The 15,892-nt window shown below is 65.5% G+C and carries 15 protein-coding genes; 8 read left to right on the top strand and 7 right to left on the bottom strand.

Going from position 1 to position 15,892, the window contains the following annotated elements:
• Window positions 1–72: 72 nt before the first annotated feature.
• Entirely contained in the window at window positions 73–915 is an 843-nt protein-coding gene (locus FXN65_RS00390) for a PA5502 family lipoprotein (protein WP_151131126.1), read from the bottom strand.
• Between the two features lie 200 nt (window positions 916–1,115).
• On the opposite strand from FXN65_RS00390, the gene FXN65_RS00395 reads away from it, so the two are divergent.
• A complete protein-coding gene (locus tag FXN65_RS00395; protein WP_151131127.1) occupies window positions 1,116–2,744 on the top strand; it encodes a GMC family oxidoreductase in 1,629 nt (542 codons plus the stop codon).
• Here the strand turns inward: FXN65_RS00395 and znuB are convergent.
• From znuB to FXN65_RS00410, 3 genes are read right to left on the bottom strand one after another with little or no spacing between them, the layout of a single operon-like run.
• Window positions 2,716–3,501: a zinc ABC transporter permease subunit ZnuB gene (gene znuB / locus FXN65_RS00400; RefSeq protein WP_151131128.1), complete on the bottom strand. Its 786-nt coding sequence runs from the start codon at window positions 3,499–3,501 to the stop codon at window positions 2,716–2,718. The two genes, FXN65_RS00395 and znuB, sit on opposite strands and share 29 nt — an antisense overlap.
• Window positions 3,494–4,294 (bottom strand): zinc ABC transporter ATP-binding protein ZnuC, encoded by an 801-nt coding sequence (gene znuC / locus FXN65_RS00405; protein ID WP_151131129.1) that lies wholly within the window; start codon window positions 4,292–4,294, stop codon window positions 3,494–3,496. The genes znuB and znuC overlap by 8 nt, the downstream gene beginning before the upstream one ends.
• Entirely contained in the window at window positions 4,291–4,791 is a 501-nt protein-coding gene (locus tag FXN65_RS00410; protein ID WP_151131130.1) for a Fur family transcriptional regulator, read from the bottom strand. Before FXN65_RS00410 ends, znuC begins: the two co-directional genes overlap by 4 nt.
• Before the next feature lie 61 nt (window positions 4,792–4,852).
• Here FXN65_RS00410 and FXN65_RS00415 point away from each other — a divergent pair, with 61 nt between their 5' ends.
• From FXN65_RS00415 to FXN65_RS00425, 3 genes are all read left to right on the top strand, one after another.
• Window positions 4,853–5,767, top strand: coding sequence for a zinc ABC transporter substrate-binding protein (locus tag FXN65_RS00415; RefSeq protein WP_151131131.1), 915 nt, complete (start codon window positions 4,853–4,855; stop codon window positions 5,765–5,767).
• 169 nt (window positions 5,768–5,936) lie between these two features.
• The gene (locus FXN65_RS00420) at window positions 5,937–8,084 is read left to right on the top strand and encodes an adenosylcobalamin-dependent ribonucleoside-diphosphate reductase (RefSeq protein WP_151131132.1); all 2,148 of its coding nucleotides are present in this window, start codon (window positions 5,937–5,939) and stop codon (window positions 8,082–8,084) included.
• Window positions 8,085–8,100: 16 nt separating this feature from the next.
• Complete coding sequence (locus FXN65_RS00425) at window positions 8,101–8,787, top strand: TSCPD domain-containing protein (protein ID WP_151131133.1); 687 nt, start codon at window positions 8,101–8,103, stop codon at window positions 8,785–8,787.
• A 188-nt stretch (window positions 8,788–8,975) separates the two neighbouring features.
• Here the strand turns inward: FXN65_RS00425 and FXN65_RS00430 are convergent, their stop codons facing one another.
• Entirely contained in the window at window positions 8,976–9,926 is a 951-nt protein-coding gene (locus FXN65_RS00430) for a homoserine kinase (RefSeq protein ID WP_151131134.1), read from the bottom strand.
• A 31-nt stretch (window positions 9,927–9,957) separates the two neighbouring features.
• Window positions 9,958–10,239: a DUF2782 domain-containing protein gene (locus FXN65_RS00435; RefSeq protein WP_151131135.1), complete on the bottom strand. Its 282-nt coding sequence runs from the start codon at window positions 10,237–10,239 to the stop codon at window positions 9,958–9,960.
• 74 nt (window positions 10,240–10,313) lie between these two features.
• Between FXN65_RS00435 and polA the strand changes: the two genes are divergently transcribed.
• Complete coding sequence (polA, locus tag FXN65_RS00440; RefSeq protein WP_151131136.1) at window positions 10,314–13,061, top strand: DNA polymerase I; 2,748 nt, start codon at window positions 10,314–10,316, stop codon at window positions 13,059–13,061.
• A 277-nt stretch (window positions 13,062–13,338) separates the two neighbouring features.
• Here the strand turns inward: polA and yihA are convergent, their stop codons facing one another.
• Entirely contained in the window at window positions 13,339–13,980 is a 642-nt protein-coding gene (gene yihA / locus FXN65_RS00445) for a ribosome biogenesis GTP-binding protein YihA/YsxC (protein WP_151131137.1), read from the bottom strand.
• 177 nt (window positions 13,981–14,157) lie between these two features.
• Between yihA and FXN65_RS00450 the strand changes: the two genes are divergently transcribed.
• From FXN65_RS00450 to FXN65_RS00460, 3 genes are all read left to right on the top strand, one after another.
• Window positions 14,158–14,448, top strand: coding sequence for a c-type cytochrome (locus FXN65_RS00450; protein ID WP_151131138.1), 291 nt, complete (start codon window positions 14,158–14,160; stop codon window positions 14,446–14,448).
• 51 nt (window positions 14,449–14,499) lie between these two features.
• Window positions 14,500–15,105 carry a c-type cytochrome gene (locus tag FXN65_RS00455; protein ID WP_151131139.1) on the top strand — a complete coding sequence of 202 codons (606 nt, stop codon included), beginning with the start codon at window positions 14,500–14,502 and terminating at the stop codon, window positions 15,103–15,105.
• A gap of 142 nt (window positions 15,106–15,247) precedes the next feature.
• Entirely contained in the window at window positions 15,248–15,880 is a 633-nt protein-coding gene (locus FXN65_RS00460) for a thiol:disulfide interchange protein DsbA/DsbL (protein WP_151131140.1), read from the top strand.
• Window positions 15,881–15,892: the final 12 nt, after the last annotated feature.

Consider the following 15,892-nt stretch of genomic DNA (forward strand, 5'->3'; position numbering starts at 1 on the left):
CCTATGGCTATAGCAGGAGGGAATAAGCGACAGGCGGACTCCGTGGAGTCTAGCTGCCGCCGGCCGGGACGTTCAGTGGCGCGGGCTGAGTACCAGGCGCGGCACCTGGTCGGGGTTCAGGGCCTGGCTGTACTGGGTCTTGAAGCCGGGATCGAGCTTCTTCACCCGTGCCGACAGCAGGGCGGCGACCCAGGGGTAGTCCTTGGCCTCACGCACCTGGATCTGCACGGTGCAATCGTGGGCGACGATATCGGCGGCCACGCCATCCAGCAGGCGGCGCAGGTTCTCGTTGTCGTCGCGGTCGAGCATGGGCAGCTCCACCAGCGGTTTCAGCGCGCGTGGCTTGCTGTCCTGGACAACGGGCTTTTCGCCCAGGGGCGTATTGGGCAGGACGGTCTGCGCCTGGATGGCGGCGGCCTGGCGTTCGGCGGCCTCGCGCAGCTGACGGGCCTGGTCCAGGCGCGCGGCATTTTCCTTGGCAGCGGCGGCCTCGGCGGCGTGGCGGGCCTGTTCGGCGCGGGCTTCGGCGGCTTCGCGGGCCTGGTCGATGGCGCCGTCCAGGCCGGTGGTCAGGGCGGGCGCCTGGGGCATCAGGCTACGGGCATGGCTGAGGGCCTTGGTGGCGTTGTCCAGGTCGCCTTGCTGCAGGGCGTCCTGGCCGCGCTTGAGCCAGGCATCGGCCAGCTGGCGCTGGTACTGCTCGAGACGGGTGTCGCCGGCGGCCCTTTCTTCCAGGCCCTTGAGCTGAGTCTCTGCTTCGGTGAGCTTGCCGTCGGCAAGGTCCTGGTCGAGATGTCGGAAGCTGCTGACCAGATCGTCGGTTGGTACCTCGGCCACTTGCTGGGCGGTCTGGCAGGCGGCCAACAGCAGGGAAAAGGCGACAACGGGCAGGCAACGAGTGGCGAACAGCTTCATTCCAGCAGGTCTCTGATTGCTCAAAAAACGCGCGATTCTACACTGCAGCGCTGATCAGGACAAAAAGTAGGGGCAAAACGGCCGCGAAGATGGCATTTCCAGAGGCATCTCACTGGCCTTGCGGACCTTTCGCGGCTCCTGTCGGAACCGCCACTGCTGCAATATGGCCAGCCACAACGACAAGAACGGCGAGGATTGCCATGTACCCAGCCCTCCAGGACTTCGACTACCTCATCGTCGGCGCCGGCCCTGCCGGCTGCCTGCTGGCCAACCGGCTTTCCGCCGACCCCGGCGTGCGCGTGCTGCTGCTGGAAGCCGGCGGCCGTGACACCTATCCGTGGATCCACATTCCGGTCGGCTACCTCTATTGCATCGGCAACCCACGTACCGACTGGTGCTATCGCACCGAGGCCGAGCCTGGCCTGCATGGCCGCAGCCTGGGTTACCCGCGCGGGCGCGTGCTGGGCGGCAGCTCCTCGATCAACGGGATGATCTACATGCGCGGCCAGGCTGCCGACTACGATCGCTGGGAGGCGCTGGGCAATGCGGGCTGGAGCTGGAAGGACGTGTTGCCCCTGTTCCTGCGCAGCGAAAGTCATTTCGGCGGTTCCAGCGAGTTTCACAACGGTGCCGGCGAGTGGCGGGTCGAACGCCAGCGCCTCTCGTGGGAAATCCTCGACGCCTTCCGGCTGGCCGCCGGCGAATGCGGCATTGCCCCGCTGGACGATTTCAACACCGGCGACAACGAAGGCTGCGGCTACTTCCAGGTCAACCAGCGTGCCGGGGTGCGCTGGAATGCGTCCAAGGCGTTCCTGCGACCCGCGTCGCAACGGCCCAATCTCACGGTGCGCACCGGAGTGGAGGTGCAGCGCCTGTTGCTGGAGCAGGGCCGCGCAGCAGGCGTGTCGGGGCGCTGGGAGGGTGTGCAGCATGAATTCCGGGCGCGGCGGGAAGTGATCCTCTGCGCCGGTGCCGTAGGCACGCCGATGCTGCTGCAACGCTCGGGGGTCGGTCCGCGACCGCTGCTCGAGCGCCTCGGCATCGGCGTGCGACATGAGCTCGCCGGGGTGGGCGGAAACCTGCAGGACCACCTGCAGCTGCGGCTGATCTTCAAGGTCTCCGGCGTGCCGACCCTCAACCAGATGGCCGGCAGCCTGTGGGGCCGGCTGGGCATGGGGCTGCGCTACCTCACCAGCCGCAGCGGGCCGTTGGCCATGGCGCCGAGCCAGCTCGGCGCCTTCGTCCGTTCCGGTCCCGAGCAGACCCGGGCGAATCTCGAATACCACGTACAGCCGCTGTCCCTGGAGCGATTCGGCGAGCCGCTGCATTCCTTCCCTGCCTTTACCGCGTCGGTGTGCAACCTGCGCCCGCGTAGCCGTGGCCGGGTAGACATCCGCTCTGTCGATCACCGGGCGCCGCCGTTGATTCAGCCCGGTTACCTGAGTGATGCCGAGGACCTGCGGGTGGCCGCCGATGCCATCCGCCTGACCCGGCGTATCGCCGCCGCGCCGGCGTTGGCGCGCTATCGGCCGGAGGAGTACCTGCCGGGACCGGCGCTGCAGAGCGAAGAGGAGCTGCATGAGGCAGCGGGGCAGATCGGCACCACCATCTTCCACCCGGTGGGTACCTGCCGCATGGGGCAGGATCGGGACGCCGTGGTGGATGCCGACCTCAAGGTGCACGGTATTCCGGGGTTGCGCATTGCCGACGCCTCGGTGATGCCGGAAATCGTCTCCGGCAACACCTGCTCGCCGACCCTGATGATCGCCGAGAAGGCCGCGTCCCTGGTGCTTGCCGATCTCAGGCGCGGCGCGGCAGCGCAAAGCTGAAGAGGAACAGGCTGGCGGCGGAGACCACGATGGACGGGCCGGCCGGGGTGTCCTTGAACCAGGACAGCGCAAGGCCGGCGCAGACCGCCACCAGGCCCAGCAGGCTGGCGCCCAGGGCCATTTGCTCGGGGCTGCGGGCGTGGCGCTGGGCGGCGGCGGCCGGGATGATCAGCAGCGAGGTGATCAGCAGCACGCCGACGATCTTCATCGCCACGGCGATCACCACCGCGATCAGCAGCATCAGGGCGAGGCGGATGGCTGCCACTGGCAGGCCCTCTACCCGCGCCAGTTCCTCGTGCACGGTGATCGCCAGCAGCGGCCGCCACATGGGGATCAGCACCAGCAGCACCAGGGCGCTGCCGCCGAGGATCCAGGCAAGGTCGCTGCGGCTGACCGCCAGCAGGTCGCCGAAGAGGTAGCCCATCAGGTCGATACGCACTTCGCTCATGAAGCTCAGGGCCACGAGACCCAGCGACAGGGTGCTGTGGGCGAGGATGCCCAGCAGGGTGTCTGACGCCAGCGGCTGGCGTTGCTGCAGGGTGACCAGCAGCACTGCGAGCAGTACGCAGCCGACGGTCACGGCGAGGGTCGGGCTGACGTCCAGCATCAGGCCCAGGGCCACGCCGAGCAGCGCGGCGTGGGACAGGGTGTCGCCGAAATAGGCCATGCGCCGCCAGACCACGAAGGAGCCGAGAGGACCGGCCACCAGGGCCAGGGCGAGGCCGGCGAGCAGTGCGTTGAGCAGGAAATCAGCCATGGTTGCAGTCGGGGCCGTGCTGGTGGACGGGAGTGAAACGGGTGCCGGCGGGGAAAGGTTGCTTCACCACTTCGCCATGCAGGTCGTGGGCGTGGTCGTGATGGTGGTGGTAGACCGCGAGGCTCTTGGCATCCTGGCCGAACAGCTCGACGAAGGCCGGGTCGCCGCTGACTTGTTCCGGGTGGCCGGAGCAGCAGACATGGCGATTGAGGCAGACCACCTGGTCGGTGGCGCTCATCACCAGGTGCAGGTCGTGGGAAACCATCAGCACGCCGCAGCCGTGGCGGTCGCGCAGGCGGGTGATCAGGCGATAGAGCTCGGCCTGGCCGGCGACATCGACGCCCTGCACGGGCTCGTCGAGCACCAGCAGCTCGGGTTCGCGCAGCAGCGCACGGGCCAGCAGCACGCGCTGCAATTCGCCGCCGGAAATGTTCTGCAGCGGGCTGTCGATCACCTGCACGGCGCCTACTTCATCCAGCGCGGCGAGGGCCGCCTTGCGGTCCACGCCCGGCACCAGGCGCAGGAAACGCAGCACGGTGAGCGGCAGGGTGGCATCCACCTGGAGCTTCTGCGGCATGTAGCCGATGTGCAGCCGCGGCTTGCGCCAGACCTCGCCCTTGTCCGGCTTGAGCAGGCCGAGAACGGTGCGCACCAGGGTGGTCTTGCCGGCACCGTTGGGGCCGATCAGGGTGACGATCTCCCCGGCCTTCACGGCCAGGTGCACGTCCTGCAGCACCGGCTGCCCGGCAAAGTCGACGCCGACCTTTTCGAGGCGGATCAGTGCCTCGCTCATGCGGCCACCTGGCAGCTGGCGCAGAGGCCGACGACTTCGACGGTCTGGCCCTCGACGGAGAATCCGACGGATTTCGCGCTGTCGACAATGGCCTGGCTGATGCAGGATTGCTCCAGCTCGATGGCCGTCTGGCAGTTGCGGCAGATGAGGAACTGGCCCTGGTGGGACTCGCCCGGATGGTTGCAGCCGACGAAGGCGTTGAGCGAGGCGATGCGGTGCACCAGGCCGTTTTCCAGGAGGAAATCCAGGGCACGGTAGACGGTGGGCGGTGCCGCGCGGCGGCCATCTTCCTCGGTCAGCACGCCGAGGATGTCGTAGGCACCCAGCGGCTTGTGGCTCTGCCATACCAGTTCCAGCACGCGTTTGCGCAGGGCGGTCAGGCGCAGGCCCTGCCGGCCGCAGATGGCTTCGGCTTCGGCCAGGGCGTTGGATACGCAGTGGGAATGGTCGTGGGGGCGACAGGCCAGGGGGGCTTTTGCGCTGATCGGCTTGAGCATGGCGGCGACGTTCAGAGAAAGAGACGTTATTCTATAACTCTTTTCCCGCCGAGTCTGTGCCGTGTTCCGTCTATTCGTCTCCCTGTTCCTCAGCGCCTTTGCCCTGTCGGCCCAGGCCGACGTGCGCCTTTTGACCAGCATCAAGCCACTGCAACTGATCGCCGCAGCCGTTCAGGACGGCGCCGGCCAGCCGGAGGTGCTGCTGCCCCCCGGAGCCTCGCCGCACCAGTACGCCCTGCGCCCTTCCGACGTGCGCCGGGTGCGTGAGGCCGACCTGTTCTACTGGGTTGGCCCGGACCTCGAAGGCTTCCTGCCCCGCGTGCTGACAGGGCGCGACAAGCCCAGCGTGGCCTTGCAGAGCGAGCCCGGCATGACCCTGCGCCATTTCGAGGCGCTGCAGGATGAGCATGAAGGCGAGCACGACGAACACGAGCACGACCACGACCATCGTCCCGGCTCGATGGACGCCCATCTCTGGCTGCTGCCGGCCAACGCCCGGCTGATCGCCGCTCGCATGGCCGCCGACCTGGCTGCCGCCGACCCGGCCAACGCCGCCCGCTACCAGGACAATCTGGCGGCGTTCCAGGGTCGCCTCGACCAGCTCGATGCCACTCTCAAGGCGCGCATGGCCAAGGTCGCCGACAAGCCGTTCTTCGTCTTCCACGAGGCCTTCGACTATTTCGAGGCCGCCTACGGCTTGCGTCATGCCGGCGTATTCAGCGTGGCCAGCGAAGTGCAACCCGGTGCGCGCCACATTGCTGCCATGCGTGAGCGGCTGCAGGCGGCCGGCCCGAGCTGCGTGTTCAGCGAGCCGCCGGTGCGCCCGCGTCTGGCCGACACCCTGACCGCCGGCCTCCCGGTGCGCCTGGCCGAACTGGATGCCCTGGGCATGAACGCCCCGGTGTCCGCCAACGGCTACGAGGCCCTGCTGCAGAACCTGGGCGACGGCCTGGCGGGGTGCCTGGAGGCCCTCTGATCTCGACGGTAGGGTGCACATGTTTAGCCGGTATACATGGCGCACCCTACCGGGCGATATCGCACGGACTGCTAAGGTGAGAGAGGGGCCGCGGGCTGTCTTGATATGAGTCAGCGGCCGGCATTCGTGGTCAGACTAGTCTGGACGCTTCATCGCAGGAGGGCGACGGATGGCCAGAACGGGAACCCCCAGGCAGGTCCAGGGCAATCACGGCATCGCCTTGCAGGCGGCGTCGGAAGACATCTGGGACAGCAAGTACCGCCTCAAGCACAGGGACGGTACGCCGATCGACCTCACCCCCGACGCCACCTGGCAACGCGTGGCCCGTGCCCTGTCGGAGGTGGAGACCGACGCCTCGGCCCGCGAGCACTGGTACGAACGCTTCCTCTGGGCCCTGCGCAATGGCGCCATCCCCGCCGGGCGCATCATTTCCAACGCCGGCGCCCAGGACATCAAGCCCGCCACCTCGACCATCAATTGCACCGTTTCCGGCACCATCCTCGACTCCATGGACGACATCCTCGGCAAGGTCCATGAAGCCGGGCTCACCCTCAAGGCCGGCTGCGGCATCGGCTACGAATTCAGCACCCTGCGCCCGCGCGGTGCCTACGTTTCCGGGGCCGGTGCGCAGACCAGCGGGCCGCTGTCCTTCATGGATATCTACGACAAGATGTGCTTCACCGTGAGTTCCGCAGGCGGCCGCCGCGGTGCGCAGATGGGCACCTTCGACGTCTGCCATCCGGACGTGCGCGAGTTCATCCGCGCCAAGCGCGAGGATGGCCGTCTGCGCCAGTTCAACCTCAGCCTGCTGGTGAGCGATGCCTTCATGCACGCGGTGGAGAACGACACCGAATGGCCGCTGCTCTACCCGGTGCACCCCAAGGAACGCGAGGAGCTCGACTTCGGTGACTCGACCCAGGTGATCTGGCGCGACTGGCCGGTGCACGAGGGCTACATCACCCGCGAGGACGGCCTGGTGGCGTGCAAGGTCTACGGCCGCGTCCAGGCCCGGCACCTGTGGGACATGATCATGGTGTCCACCTACGATTTCGCCGAGCCCGGATTCATCCTCATCGACCGGGTCAACGAGCTGAACAACAACTGGTGGTGCGAGGCGATCCGGGCCACCAACCCGTGCGGGGAGCAGCCACTTCCTCCTTATGGTTCCTGCCTGCTCGGCTCGATCAACCTCACTGCCTTCGTCGAGGAGCCGTTCACCGAGGACGCTCATTTCGACTGGGAGCGCTTCCGCGCCGTGGTGCGGGTTTTCACCCGCATGCTCGACAACGTGGTGGAGATCAATGGGCTGCCGCTGGAGAAGCAGCGCGAGGAAATTCTCGGCAAGCGCCGTCACGGTATGGGCTTTCTCGGCCTCGGCTCGGCCCTCGCGCTGCTGCGGTTGCGCTACGGCAGCACCGAGGCCTGCGTGTTCACCGAAGAGGTGGCGCGGGAAATGGCCCTGGCCGGCTGGCAGGTGGCCCTGGAGCTGGCGCGGGAGAAAGGTCCGGCGCCCATCCTGGCGCTCGACTATGAGGTGACCGCCGCCATGCTGCGCAAGCGCCCGGAAATGGTGGACGACGGCTACAAGGTAGGCGACCGTGTTCCCGGCCGCGTCCTCCACGCCCGCTATTCCCGCTACATGCAGCGTGTCGCCGAGCATGCCCCGGAACTGGTGGCCGAACTGGCCGAGGTGGGCGCGCGCTTCACCCACCACAGCTCCATCGCCCCCACCGGCACCATCAGCCTCAGCCTGGCGAACAACGCCTCCAACGGCATCGAGCCGAGTTACGCGCACCAGTATTCGCGCAACCTGATCCGTCCCGGGCGCAAGACCAAGGAGAAGATCGAAGTGCGCAGTTATGAGCTGCTGGCCTACCGCGCCCTGGTCAACGGCCAGGCCCGGCCGGATGCCGAGCACCCGGCGCAGCGCCTGCCGGACTATTTCGTGAGTGCCGACGATATCAGTCCGGCCGAGCATGTGGACATGCAGGCGGCGGCGCAGAAGTGGGTCGACTCCTCCATCTCCAAGACCGCCAACGTGCCCTCCGATTTCCCCTTCGAGGATTTCAAGGACATCTATCTGCACGCCTGGCGCCAGGGCCTCAAGGGCTGCACCACCTTCCGCTTCAATCCGGCGGCCTTCCAGGGCGTACTGGTGAAGGACGCGGACCTTGAGAGGACGGTTTACCGCTTCGAGCTGGAAGACGGCACCCTGGTGGAGCTTCGCGGTAACGAGGAGGTGGAGTACGACGGCGAGGTGCACACCGCCGCCAACCTGTTCGAAGCCCTGAAGGAAGGCTACTACGGCAAGTACTGAATGATCGGAGGCGGTCATGACCATCAAGATCGAGAAGAAGATCAAGGGCTTCAGCCTGGTGGACCTGGAACAGGAAAAGGTCCGCAAGGCCGCCGAGGAAGCGGCTGCCGTGGTGCAGATGGACGAAACCCTGCAGCGGCCGGAAACCTTGGTGGGTGCCACCTACAAGATCAAGTCGCCGCTGTTCGAGCACGCGCTCTACGTGACCATCAACGACATCGTGCTCAACCCCGGCACCGCCTTCGAGCAGCGCCGGCCCTTCGAAATCTTCATCAACTCCAAGGGCATGGAGCACTTCCAGTGGATCGTCGCCCTCACCCGCATCATGTCGGCGGTATTCCGCAAGGGAGGCGACTGCACCTTCCTGGTGGAAGAGCTGAAGGCGGTGTTCGACCCACGAGGCGGTTACCTCAAGCGCGGCGGCGTCTACATGCCGTCGCTGGTGGCGGAGATCGGCGCCGTGCTGGAGCGCCACCTGATCGCCATCGGCCTGATGGAAGGCCAGAAGCTGGACGAGGAACAGCGCCTCTACCTGGCGGAAAAGCGTGCCGCCTACGAGGCCAGCCAGGGCACCACCACCGCCGAGCCCGGCGAGGGCTTCCCGCCCGGCGCCCAGCTCTGCGGCAAGTGCAATACCCAGGCGGTGGTGCAAATGGATGGCTGCGCGACCTGCCTCAACTGCGGCCATTCCAAGTGTGGGTGAGCCGGGGCAGGCAACGCATGCGTTGCCCCGGCGAACGACAGGCCATGGATGGCCAGGCCGGGGGTAAGCGAGGCAGATGGGTCATGACAGGGATGTCGACTCGGAATTTCTACGAAGTGCGGATCTGTGGGAGCGAATTCATTCGTGAATGAATTCGCTCCCACAGGAAATGCGAAGAACCGTGCGCCTCAGAGCGCAAACGGCAACGGCAGCTCTACTTTCTGCCGCTGCGCCAGGCGCCGCTGGAACACACTTGGATCGTGGATCAGCACATCCTGCCCGGCGAAGGCATTGGCGGCGATCAGGCGCGACAACCAGAAGCGCACACAGGCGATGCGCAAGGCGGTCGGCCAGAGTTCGGCTTCGGCGGCGGTGAAGGGGCGCAGCGCCGCGTAGGCGCCGAGCAGGGCGCGGGCGAGCTGGCTGTCGAGGCGGCCGTCGGCGTCCGAACACCAGTCGTTCAGGCAGATGGCCAGGTCATAGAGCATCGGCCCGGAACAGGCGTTGTAGAAGTCGATCACGCCGGACAGGTGGGTGCCGTCGAACAAGGCATTGTCCTTGAACAGGTCGGCGTGCAGGTTGGCGCGCGGCAGGGCGAGGAAACGCGCCTTCACCGCGCCGATTTCCTTCAGTGCATCACGCAGCAGCGGCAGGGCCGTCTGGTCCAGTTGCAGGGCCAGCGCCGGACCTTCATCGAGCATCCAGTCCAGGCCGCGATCGCTCTTGCGCTCCAGGACCTGATCGCGGGTGGCCAGGTGCAGGCGCGCCAGCAGGGCACCGACTTCCGCGCAGTGGTGGGCATTGGGTTGGTGCACGTGTTTGCCCGGCAGGCGCGGTTGCAGCAGCGCCGGCTTGCCGGCGAGCTCGCGCAGGGCGTCACCGTCCCCGGTGCGCAGGGCAAAGGGCACCGGCAGGTCCGCGTCGTGGAGCACATCCAGCAGTTCGATGAAGAACGGCAGGTCGTGGACCGGGCCGCGCTCCACCAGGGTCAGTACGTATTCACCCCCTTCCAGGCTGACGAAGAAGTTGCTGTTCTCGGAGCCTTCGGCGATGCCCTGGAAGTCCTTCAGCCGGCCCAGCCCGTAGGGGGCGAGGAAAGCTTCCAGTTCCGGGCGTTCGAGCGGAGTGAATACAGACATTGGACTACCTTGTTACGGGGTTGCGTGTGTGCTACCAGCTGAAGATTTCCCAGGCTGGGATGAGCATGTCGGGATAGTCCGAGCGGACGAAATTGTTTTCGCCGTCGGCGCGGACGAGGAAGTAGGGCTTGCCGCCCTTGGGAGTCACCTTGATGGCGTAGAGAATGCCGTTGACGCGGTATTCCTGGATGGTCTTGTCGCCTTCCTGGCGGATGGTCACGTCCGGCTCGGCGGACGGCTCGTCTGCGGCGAAGGTGGTGACTGGTGCAAGAGCCAGCAGGCTGGCCAGCAAAAGGCGGTTCAGTGCGCGCATGGTAACCTTGTCCCTTCTCGTCAATGATCGGTCCATTCTACTTCGGGTCCGGTGAATAAAGGTTGATTTCACGCATGAGCCAAGCCCCCCTCGTCCTGGTGGACGGATCCTCCTACCTGTACCGCGCCTTCCATGCCCTGCCGCCACTGACCACCTCGGCCGGCCTGCCCACGGGCGCGGTCAAAGGCGTGCTGAACATGCTCAGGAGCCTGCGCCGGCAGTTCCCTGACAGCCCCTTCGCGGTAGTCTTCGACGCCAAGGGCGGCACCTTCCGCGATGAAATGTTCGCCGAGTACAAGGCCAATCGCCCCTCGATGCCGGATGAGCTGCGCGTTCAGGTGGAGCCGTTGCATGCCAGCGTGCGCGCACTGGGGCTGCCGCTGCTCTGTGTGGAGGGCGTGGAAGCCGACGACGTGATCGGCACCCTGGCCCGGCAGAGTGCGGCGGGCGGGCGTCCGGTGGTGATCTCCACCGGCGACAAGGACATGGCGCAGTTGGTCGACGGGCACATTACGCTGGTCAACACCATGACCGGTAGCACGCTGGACGTGGATGGCGTGAAGGAGAAATTCGGTGTCGGTCCTGAGCTCATCATCGACTACCTGGCGCTGATGGGGGACAAGGTGGACAACATCCCCGGCGTGCCCGGCATCGGCGAGAAGACCGCCCTCGGCCTGCTCACCGGCGTAGGGGGGGGCCTGGACGTCCTCTATTCCAGCCTGGACAAGGTGCCCGCCCTGCCGATCCGCGGCGCCAAGGGCCTGCCGGCCAAGCTCGAAGAGCACAAGGACATGGCCTACCTGTCCTACAAGCTGGCGACCATCAAGTGCGACGTGGAGCTGAACGTCGAGATCGACGCCCTGCACCCCGGCGAACCCGACCGGGAGGCCCTGGCCGAGCTGTATCGCACCCTGGAATTCAAGACCTGGCTGGACGACCTGCAGCGCCAGGCCAAGTCCGACGGCGAGCAGCTGGAGCTCGTCGAAGCCGCGCCCGCCGAGGCCGAGGCGCGCTACGAGATCATCCTGGAGCAGGCGCAGTTCGATGCCTGGCTGAAGAAGCTGGAGGCCGCCCCGCTGTTCGCCTTCGACACCGAAACCACCAGCATCGACGCCCAGCAGGCGCAGGTGGTGGGCGTGTCCTTCGCCGTGGAAGCCGGTGAAGCCGCCTACGTGCCCCTGGCCCACAGCTATATGGGCGTACCGGCGCAGCTTGACCGCGACGCCGTGCTCAAGGCCCTCAAGCCGCTGCTGGAAGACCCGAACAAGGCCAAGGTCGGCCAGCATGCCAAGTACGACATGAACGTCCTGGCCAATGCCACGACACCCATCGCCGTGCAGGGCATCGCCTTCGACACCATGCTCGAATCCTACGTGCTGGATGCCACTGCCACGCGCCACGACATGGACAGCCTGTCCCTCAAGTACCTGGGGCATAGCACCATCCGTTTCGAGGACATCGCCGGCAAGGGCGCGAAGCAGCTGACGTTCGACCAGATCGCCATCGAGCAGGCCGGCCCCTACGCCGCCGAAGATGCGGACGTCACCCTGCGCCTGCACCAGACCCTGTGGCAGAAGCTGGAGGCGATCCCGTCCCTGGCCAAGGTGCTGAAGGAGATCGAGATGCCGCTGGTACCGGTCCTTGCGCGTATCGAGCGAAACGGTGCTTTCGTCGACGGCAAGTTGCTGGGCCAGCAGAGCCTGGAACTGGGCGAGAAGATGGTGGCGCTGGAGCGCCAGGCCTACGATCTGGCCGGCCAGGAGTTCAACCTCGGCTCGCCCAAGCAGCTTGGCGCCATCCTCTATGAAAAGCTCGGCCTGCCGGTGCTGGCCAAGACTGCGACCGGCCAGCCTTCCACCGCCGAGAACGTGCTCGCCGACCTCGCCGAGCAGGATTACGAGCTGCCCAAGGTGATCATGCAGTACCGCTCCCTGAGCAAGCTCAAGAGCACCTACACCGACAGACTGCCGGAGCAGATCAACCCGCGCACCGGGCGTATCCACACCTCCTACCACCAGGCGGTGGCGGCTACCGGGCGCCTGTCGTCCACCGATCCGAACCTGCAGAACATCCCGATCCGCACCGCCGAGGGCCGGCGCATCCGCCAGGCCTTCGTCGCGCCCAAGGGCTACAAGCTCCTGGCGGCGGACTATTCGCAGATCGAGCTGCGCATCATGGCCCACCTGGCCAAGGATGAAGGCCTGCTGGACGCCTTCCGCCATGACCGCGACGTGCACCGTGCCACCGCTTCCGAGGTGTTCGGCGTACCGCTGGACGAGGTAACCCCGAACCAGCGCCGTAGCGCCAAGGCGATCAACTTCGGCCTGATCTATGGCATGAGCGCCTTCGGCCTGGCCAAGCAGATCGGCGTCGAGCGCAAGGAAGCCCAGGCTTACATCGACCGCTACTTCGCCCGCTATCCGGGTGTGCTGGCCTATATGGAGCGCACCCGCGAGCAGGCTGCGCAGCAGGGCTTCGTCGAAACCCTGTTCGGTCGCCGGCTGTACCTGCCGGAAATCCACTCGAAGAACCAGGCCATGCGCAAGGGCGCCGAGCGCACCGCGATCAACGCGCCGATGCAGGGCACCGCGGCGGACATCATGAAGCGCGCCATGGTAGCTGTGGATAACTGGCTGCAGGAAAGCGGCCTGGACGTCCGCGTCATCCTCCAGGTGCACGACGAACTGGTGCTCGAAGTGCGCGAGGACTTGGTGGATCAGGTATCCGAGCAGATTCGTCCGCTCATGAGCGGTGCCGCCGAACTGGATGTGCCGCTGGTAGTGGAAGTGGGTGTGGGTGACAACTGGGATGAGGCGCACTGAGTGCGCCTTCGTGGCGGGCATCTGTTTCAGGGCTGAAACAGATGCTTAGTTCCTGATCGAATAAACAGATTATTTTGATAGCGAATTGTTTTTATGGGCGGTCTGAACTTTCTGCGAGGCAGGGGAGTCACACACATGAATGGCTGGTGAAGCCTTTCGATGCTCCTTTTGCTGTGTTTAGTGTTGGCAGATATCTGGACCCCGCCCTAGCGGTTCAGACTTAGACCCCGAACTTCCCCCTCCCCATACGAAGTCCGGGGTTTTTTTTGCCCGGAATTCAGGCTTCGGCCTCGCCTTCTTCCTGATCCAGCTGCAGCCAGTGCGCCAGCACTGCGTGGGCTTCCTCGACGCCCTGGCGCTTGGGCGCCGAGAACAGCTGGATGCTCACGCCCTCGCCCCAACCCTTGCGGATTTCCTGGCGCACCTTGAGCAGAGCGTTCTTCGCCGCGCCGAAGGCGAGTTTGTCGGCCTTGGTCAGCAGGATGTGCATGGGCATGTTGCCGGCGCTCGACCAGTCCAGCATCAGGCGGTCGAAGTCGGTGAGCGGGTGGCGGATGTCCATCAGCAGCACCAGGCCGGCGAGGCTTTCGCGGCTGCTGAGGTAGGCCTCCAGGTGGTGCTGCCAATGCTGCTTGAGGGGGATCGGCACCTTGGCGTAGCCGTAACCCGGCAGGTCCACCAGGCGGCGTTCTTCGTCCAGGGAGAAGAAGTTCAGCAGCTGGGTGCGGCCAGGCGTCTTCGAGGTTCGCGCCAGGTTCGCGTGGGTCAGGGTGTTCAGCGCGCTCGACTTGCCGGCGTTGGAGCGTCCGGCGAAGGCTACTTCCAGGCCGCTGTCTGGCGGGCACTGGTCGACCTTGGCGGCACTGATGAGGAAGCGGGCCTGTTGGCACAGGCCAAGAATGGGGTTCTTCAATGACATGGGGAATCCAGGGGGTGCGACGCGGTGTCGCATAGGGCGGTTTCGTTTCCGTTTATGCCTCGCCAGTATATAATGCCGCAGATTTAGTGTGCGCTTTATCCCCCAGGGTCTGGTGTCCACGGCAACGACCGACGCACGAAAAGAATGCGCGGCAATGCCCTCCCGATGAGGTTGATCATGAAGAAAGTACTGCTCGTCGCTAGCCTTGCGGCGCTGTCCTTCGCCGCTCAGGCGGCTCAGGATCCGGAAGCGGTTTTCAACAGGGCCTGTGGTGCCTGTCACTCTGGTCAGCTGCCGATGGCGCCGAAAAAAGGCGACAAGGCTGCCTGGGAACCGCGACTGGCCAAGGGCATGGACACTCTGGTGCAGAGCGTCACCAATGGTTTGAACGCCATGCCGCCGAAAGGCCTGTGCATGGATTGCAGTGCCGAGGACTACAAGGCCGTCATCCAGTGGATGAGCCAATAAAGTAGCCCGGCACATAACACCTTTACCCTTTAGCCGTAGTTGGATTAGCTGATGAACAAAGTAATCGTGAGTCTGCTGTTGACCCTGGGCATCACCGGCATGGCCCACGCCGCTGGCGACGCCAAGGCTGGTCAGGCCAAGGCCGCTGTTTGTGGCGCTTGCCACGGTCCGGATGGCAACAGTGCCGCCCCGAACTTCCCGAAACTGGCTGGCCAGGGCGAGCGCTACCTGCTCAAGCAGATGAAGGACATCAAGGCCGGTAACCGTACCGTGCTGGAAATGACCGGCCTGCTGACCAACACCAGCGACCAGGACATGGCCGACATCGCCGCCTACTTCTCCAGCCAGAAGGGCAGCGTCGGTGCCGCCGACCCGAAAGTGGTCGCTCGTGGCGAAGCCCTCTTCCGTGGCGGCAAGCTGGAACAAGGCATGCCTGCCTGCACCGGCTGCCATGCTCCTGACGGCTCCGGCAACGCGGCTGCCGGCTTCCCGCACCTGGGCGGCCAGCATGCCCAGTACGTGGCCAAACAGCTGACCGACTTCCGCGAAGGCAACCGCACCAACGATGGCGACAGCATGGTCATGCGCGGCATCGCGGCCAAGCTGAGCAACAAGGATATCGAAGCGGTTTCCAGCTACATCCAGGGTCTGCACTAAGACCCGTTGTCTGGAATCTGAACAAGGGTGGCCTCGGCCACCCTTTTTCGTTCTGCGGCCCGCTACAATGGCCGGAACCCGCTGTGTAGTCGCAGGTCGAATCATGGCCTTCGCGGCCCCATTACCCCTCAAGGAGTGAAGCATGCGTAACCTGATCCTTTCCGCCGTTCTTGCCGGTGCCAGCCTGCTGGGCGTGAGTGCCGTACAGGCTGACGACATCGAGGCCGGCAAGCAGTACGTCGAGCTGAGCAGCCCGGTTCCGGTGTCCGTACCCGGCAAGATCGAAGTGGTGGAGCTGTTCTGGTACGGCTGCCCGCACTGCTATCAGTTCGAACCGACCCTCAACCCCTGGGCCGAGAAGCTGCCGGAAGACGTGAATTTCGTGCGCATTCCCGCCATGTTCGGTGGCCTGTGGAACGTCCACGGCCAGCTGTTCATCACCCTCGAAAGCATGAAGGTCGAGCATCAGGTGCACAAAGCCGTGTTCGATGCCATCCACAAGGAAGGCAAGAAGCTGGCTACCCCGGAAGAGATGGCTGAATTCCTCGCTGGCCAGGGCGTCGACAAGGACGCCTTCCTCAAGGCCTACAACTCCTTTGCCGTGAAGGGCCAGATGGAGAAAGCCAAGAAACTGGCCATGGCCTACCAGATCACCGGCGTCCCGACCCTGGTGGTCAATGGCAAGTACCGTTTCGACATCAGCTCCTCGGGTGGCCCGGAGCAGACCCTCAAGGTCGCCGAACACCTGATCGAGAAGGAGCGCGCCGCGAAGTAAGCGGCGCATTCG

The organism is Pseudomonas lalkuanensis, assembly GCF_008807375.1.
GTDB classification, from domain to species: domain Bacteria; phylum Pseudomonadota; class Gammaproteobacteria; order Pseudomonadales; family Pseudomonadaceae; genus Metapseudomonas; species Metapseudomonas lalkuanensis.

What these genes read in the sequence shown, in the direction of transcription:
- polA (WP_151131136.1), top strand. Translation starts at nt 10,314, where the DNA reads ATGAGCCAAGCCCCCCTCGTCCTGGTGGACGGATCCTCCTACCTGTAC.
- FXN65_RS00430 (WP_151131134.1), bottom strand. Translation starts at nt 9,926, where the DNA reads ATGTCTGTATTCACTCCGCTCGAACGCCCGGAACTGGAAGCTTTCCTC.
- FXN65_RS00435 (WP_151131135.1), bottom strand. Translation starts at nt 10,239, where the DNA reads ATGCGCGCACTGAACCGCCTTTTGCTGGCCAGCCTGCTGGCTCTTGCA.
- FXN65_RS00410 (WP_151131130.1), bottom strand. Translation starts at nt 4,791, where the DNA reads ATGCTCAAGCCGATCAGCGCAAAAGCCCCCCTGGCCTGTCGCCCCCAC.
- znuC (WP_151131129.1), bottom strand. Translation starts at nt 4,294, where the DNA reads ATGAGCGAGGCACTGATCCGCCTCGAAAAGGTCGGCGTCGACTTTGCC.
- FXN65_RS00420 (WP_151131132.1), top strand. Translation starts at nt 5,937, where the DNA reads ATGGCCAGAACGGGAACCCCCAGGCAGGTCCAGGGCAATCACGGCATC.
- FXN65_RS00460 (WP_151131140.1), top strand. Translation starts at nt 15,248, where the DNA reads ATGCGTAACCTGATCCTTTCCGCCGTTCTTGCCGGTGCCAGCCTGCTG.
- FXN65_RS00455 (WP_151131139.1), top strand. Translation starts at nt 14,500, where the DNA reads ATGAACAAAGTAATCGTGAGTCTGCTGTTGACCCTGGGCATCACCGGC.
- FXN65_RS00425 (WP_151131133.1), top strand. Translation starts at nt 8,101, where the DNA reads ATGACCATCAAGATCGAGAAGAAGATCAAGGGCTTCAGCCTGGTGGAC.
- FXN65_RS00395 (WP_151131127.1), top strand. Translation starts at nt 1,116, where the DNA reads ATGTACCCAGCCCTCCAGGACTTCGACTACCTCATCGTCGGCGCCGGC.
- znuB (WP_151131128.1), bottom strand. Translation starts at nt 3,501, where the DNA reads ATGGCTGATTTCCTGCTCAACGCACTGCTCGCCGGCCTCGCCCTGGCC.
- FXN65_RS00390 (WP_151131126.1), bottom strand. Translation starts at nt 915, where the DNA reads ATGAAGCTGTTCGCCACTCGTTGCCTGCCCGTTGTCGCCTTTTCCCTG.
- FXN65_RS00450 (WP_151131138.1), top strand. Translation starts at nt 14,158, where the DNA reads ATGAAGAAAGTACTGCTCGTCGCTAGCCTTGCGGCGCTGTCCTTCGCC.
- yihA (WP_151131137.1), bottom strand. Translation starts at nt 13,980, where the DNA reads ATGTCATTGAAGAACCCCATTCTTGGCCTGTGCCAACAGGCCCGCTTC.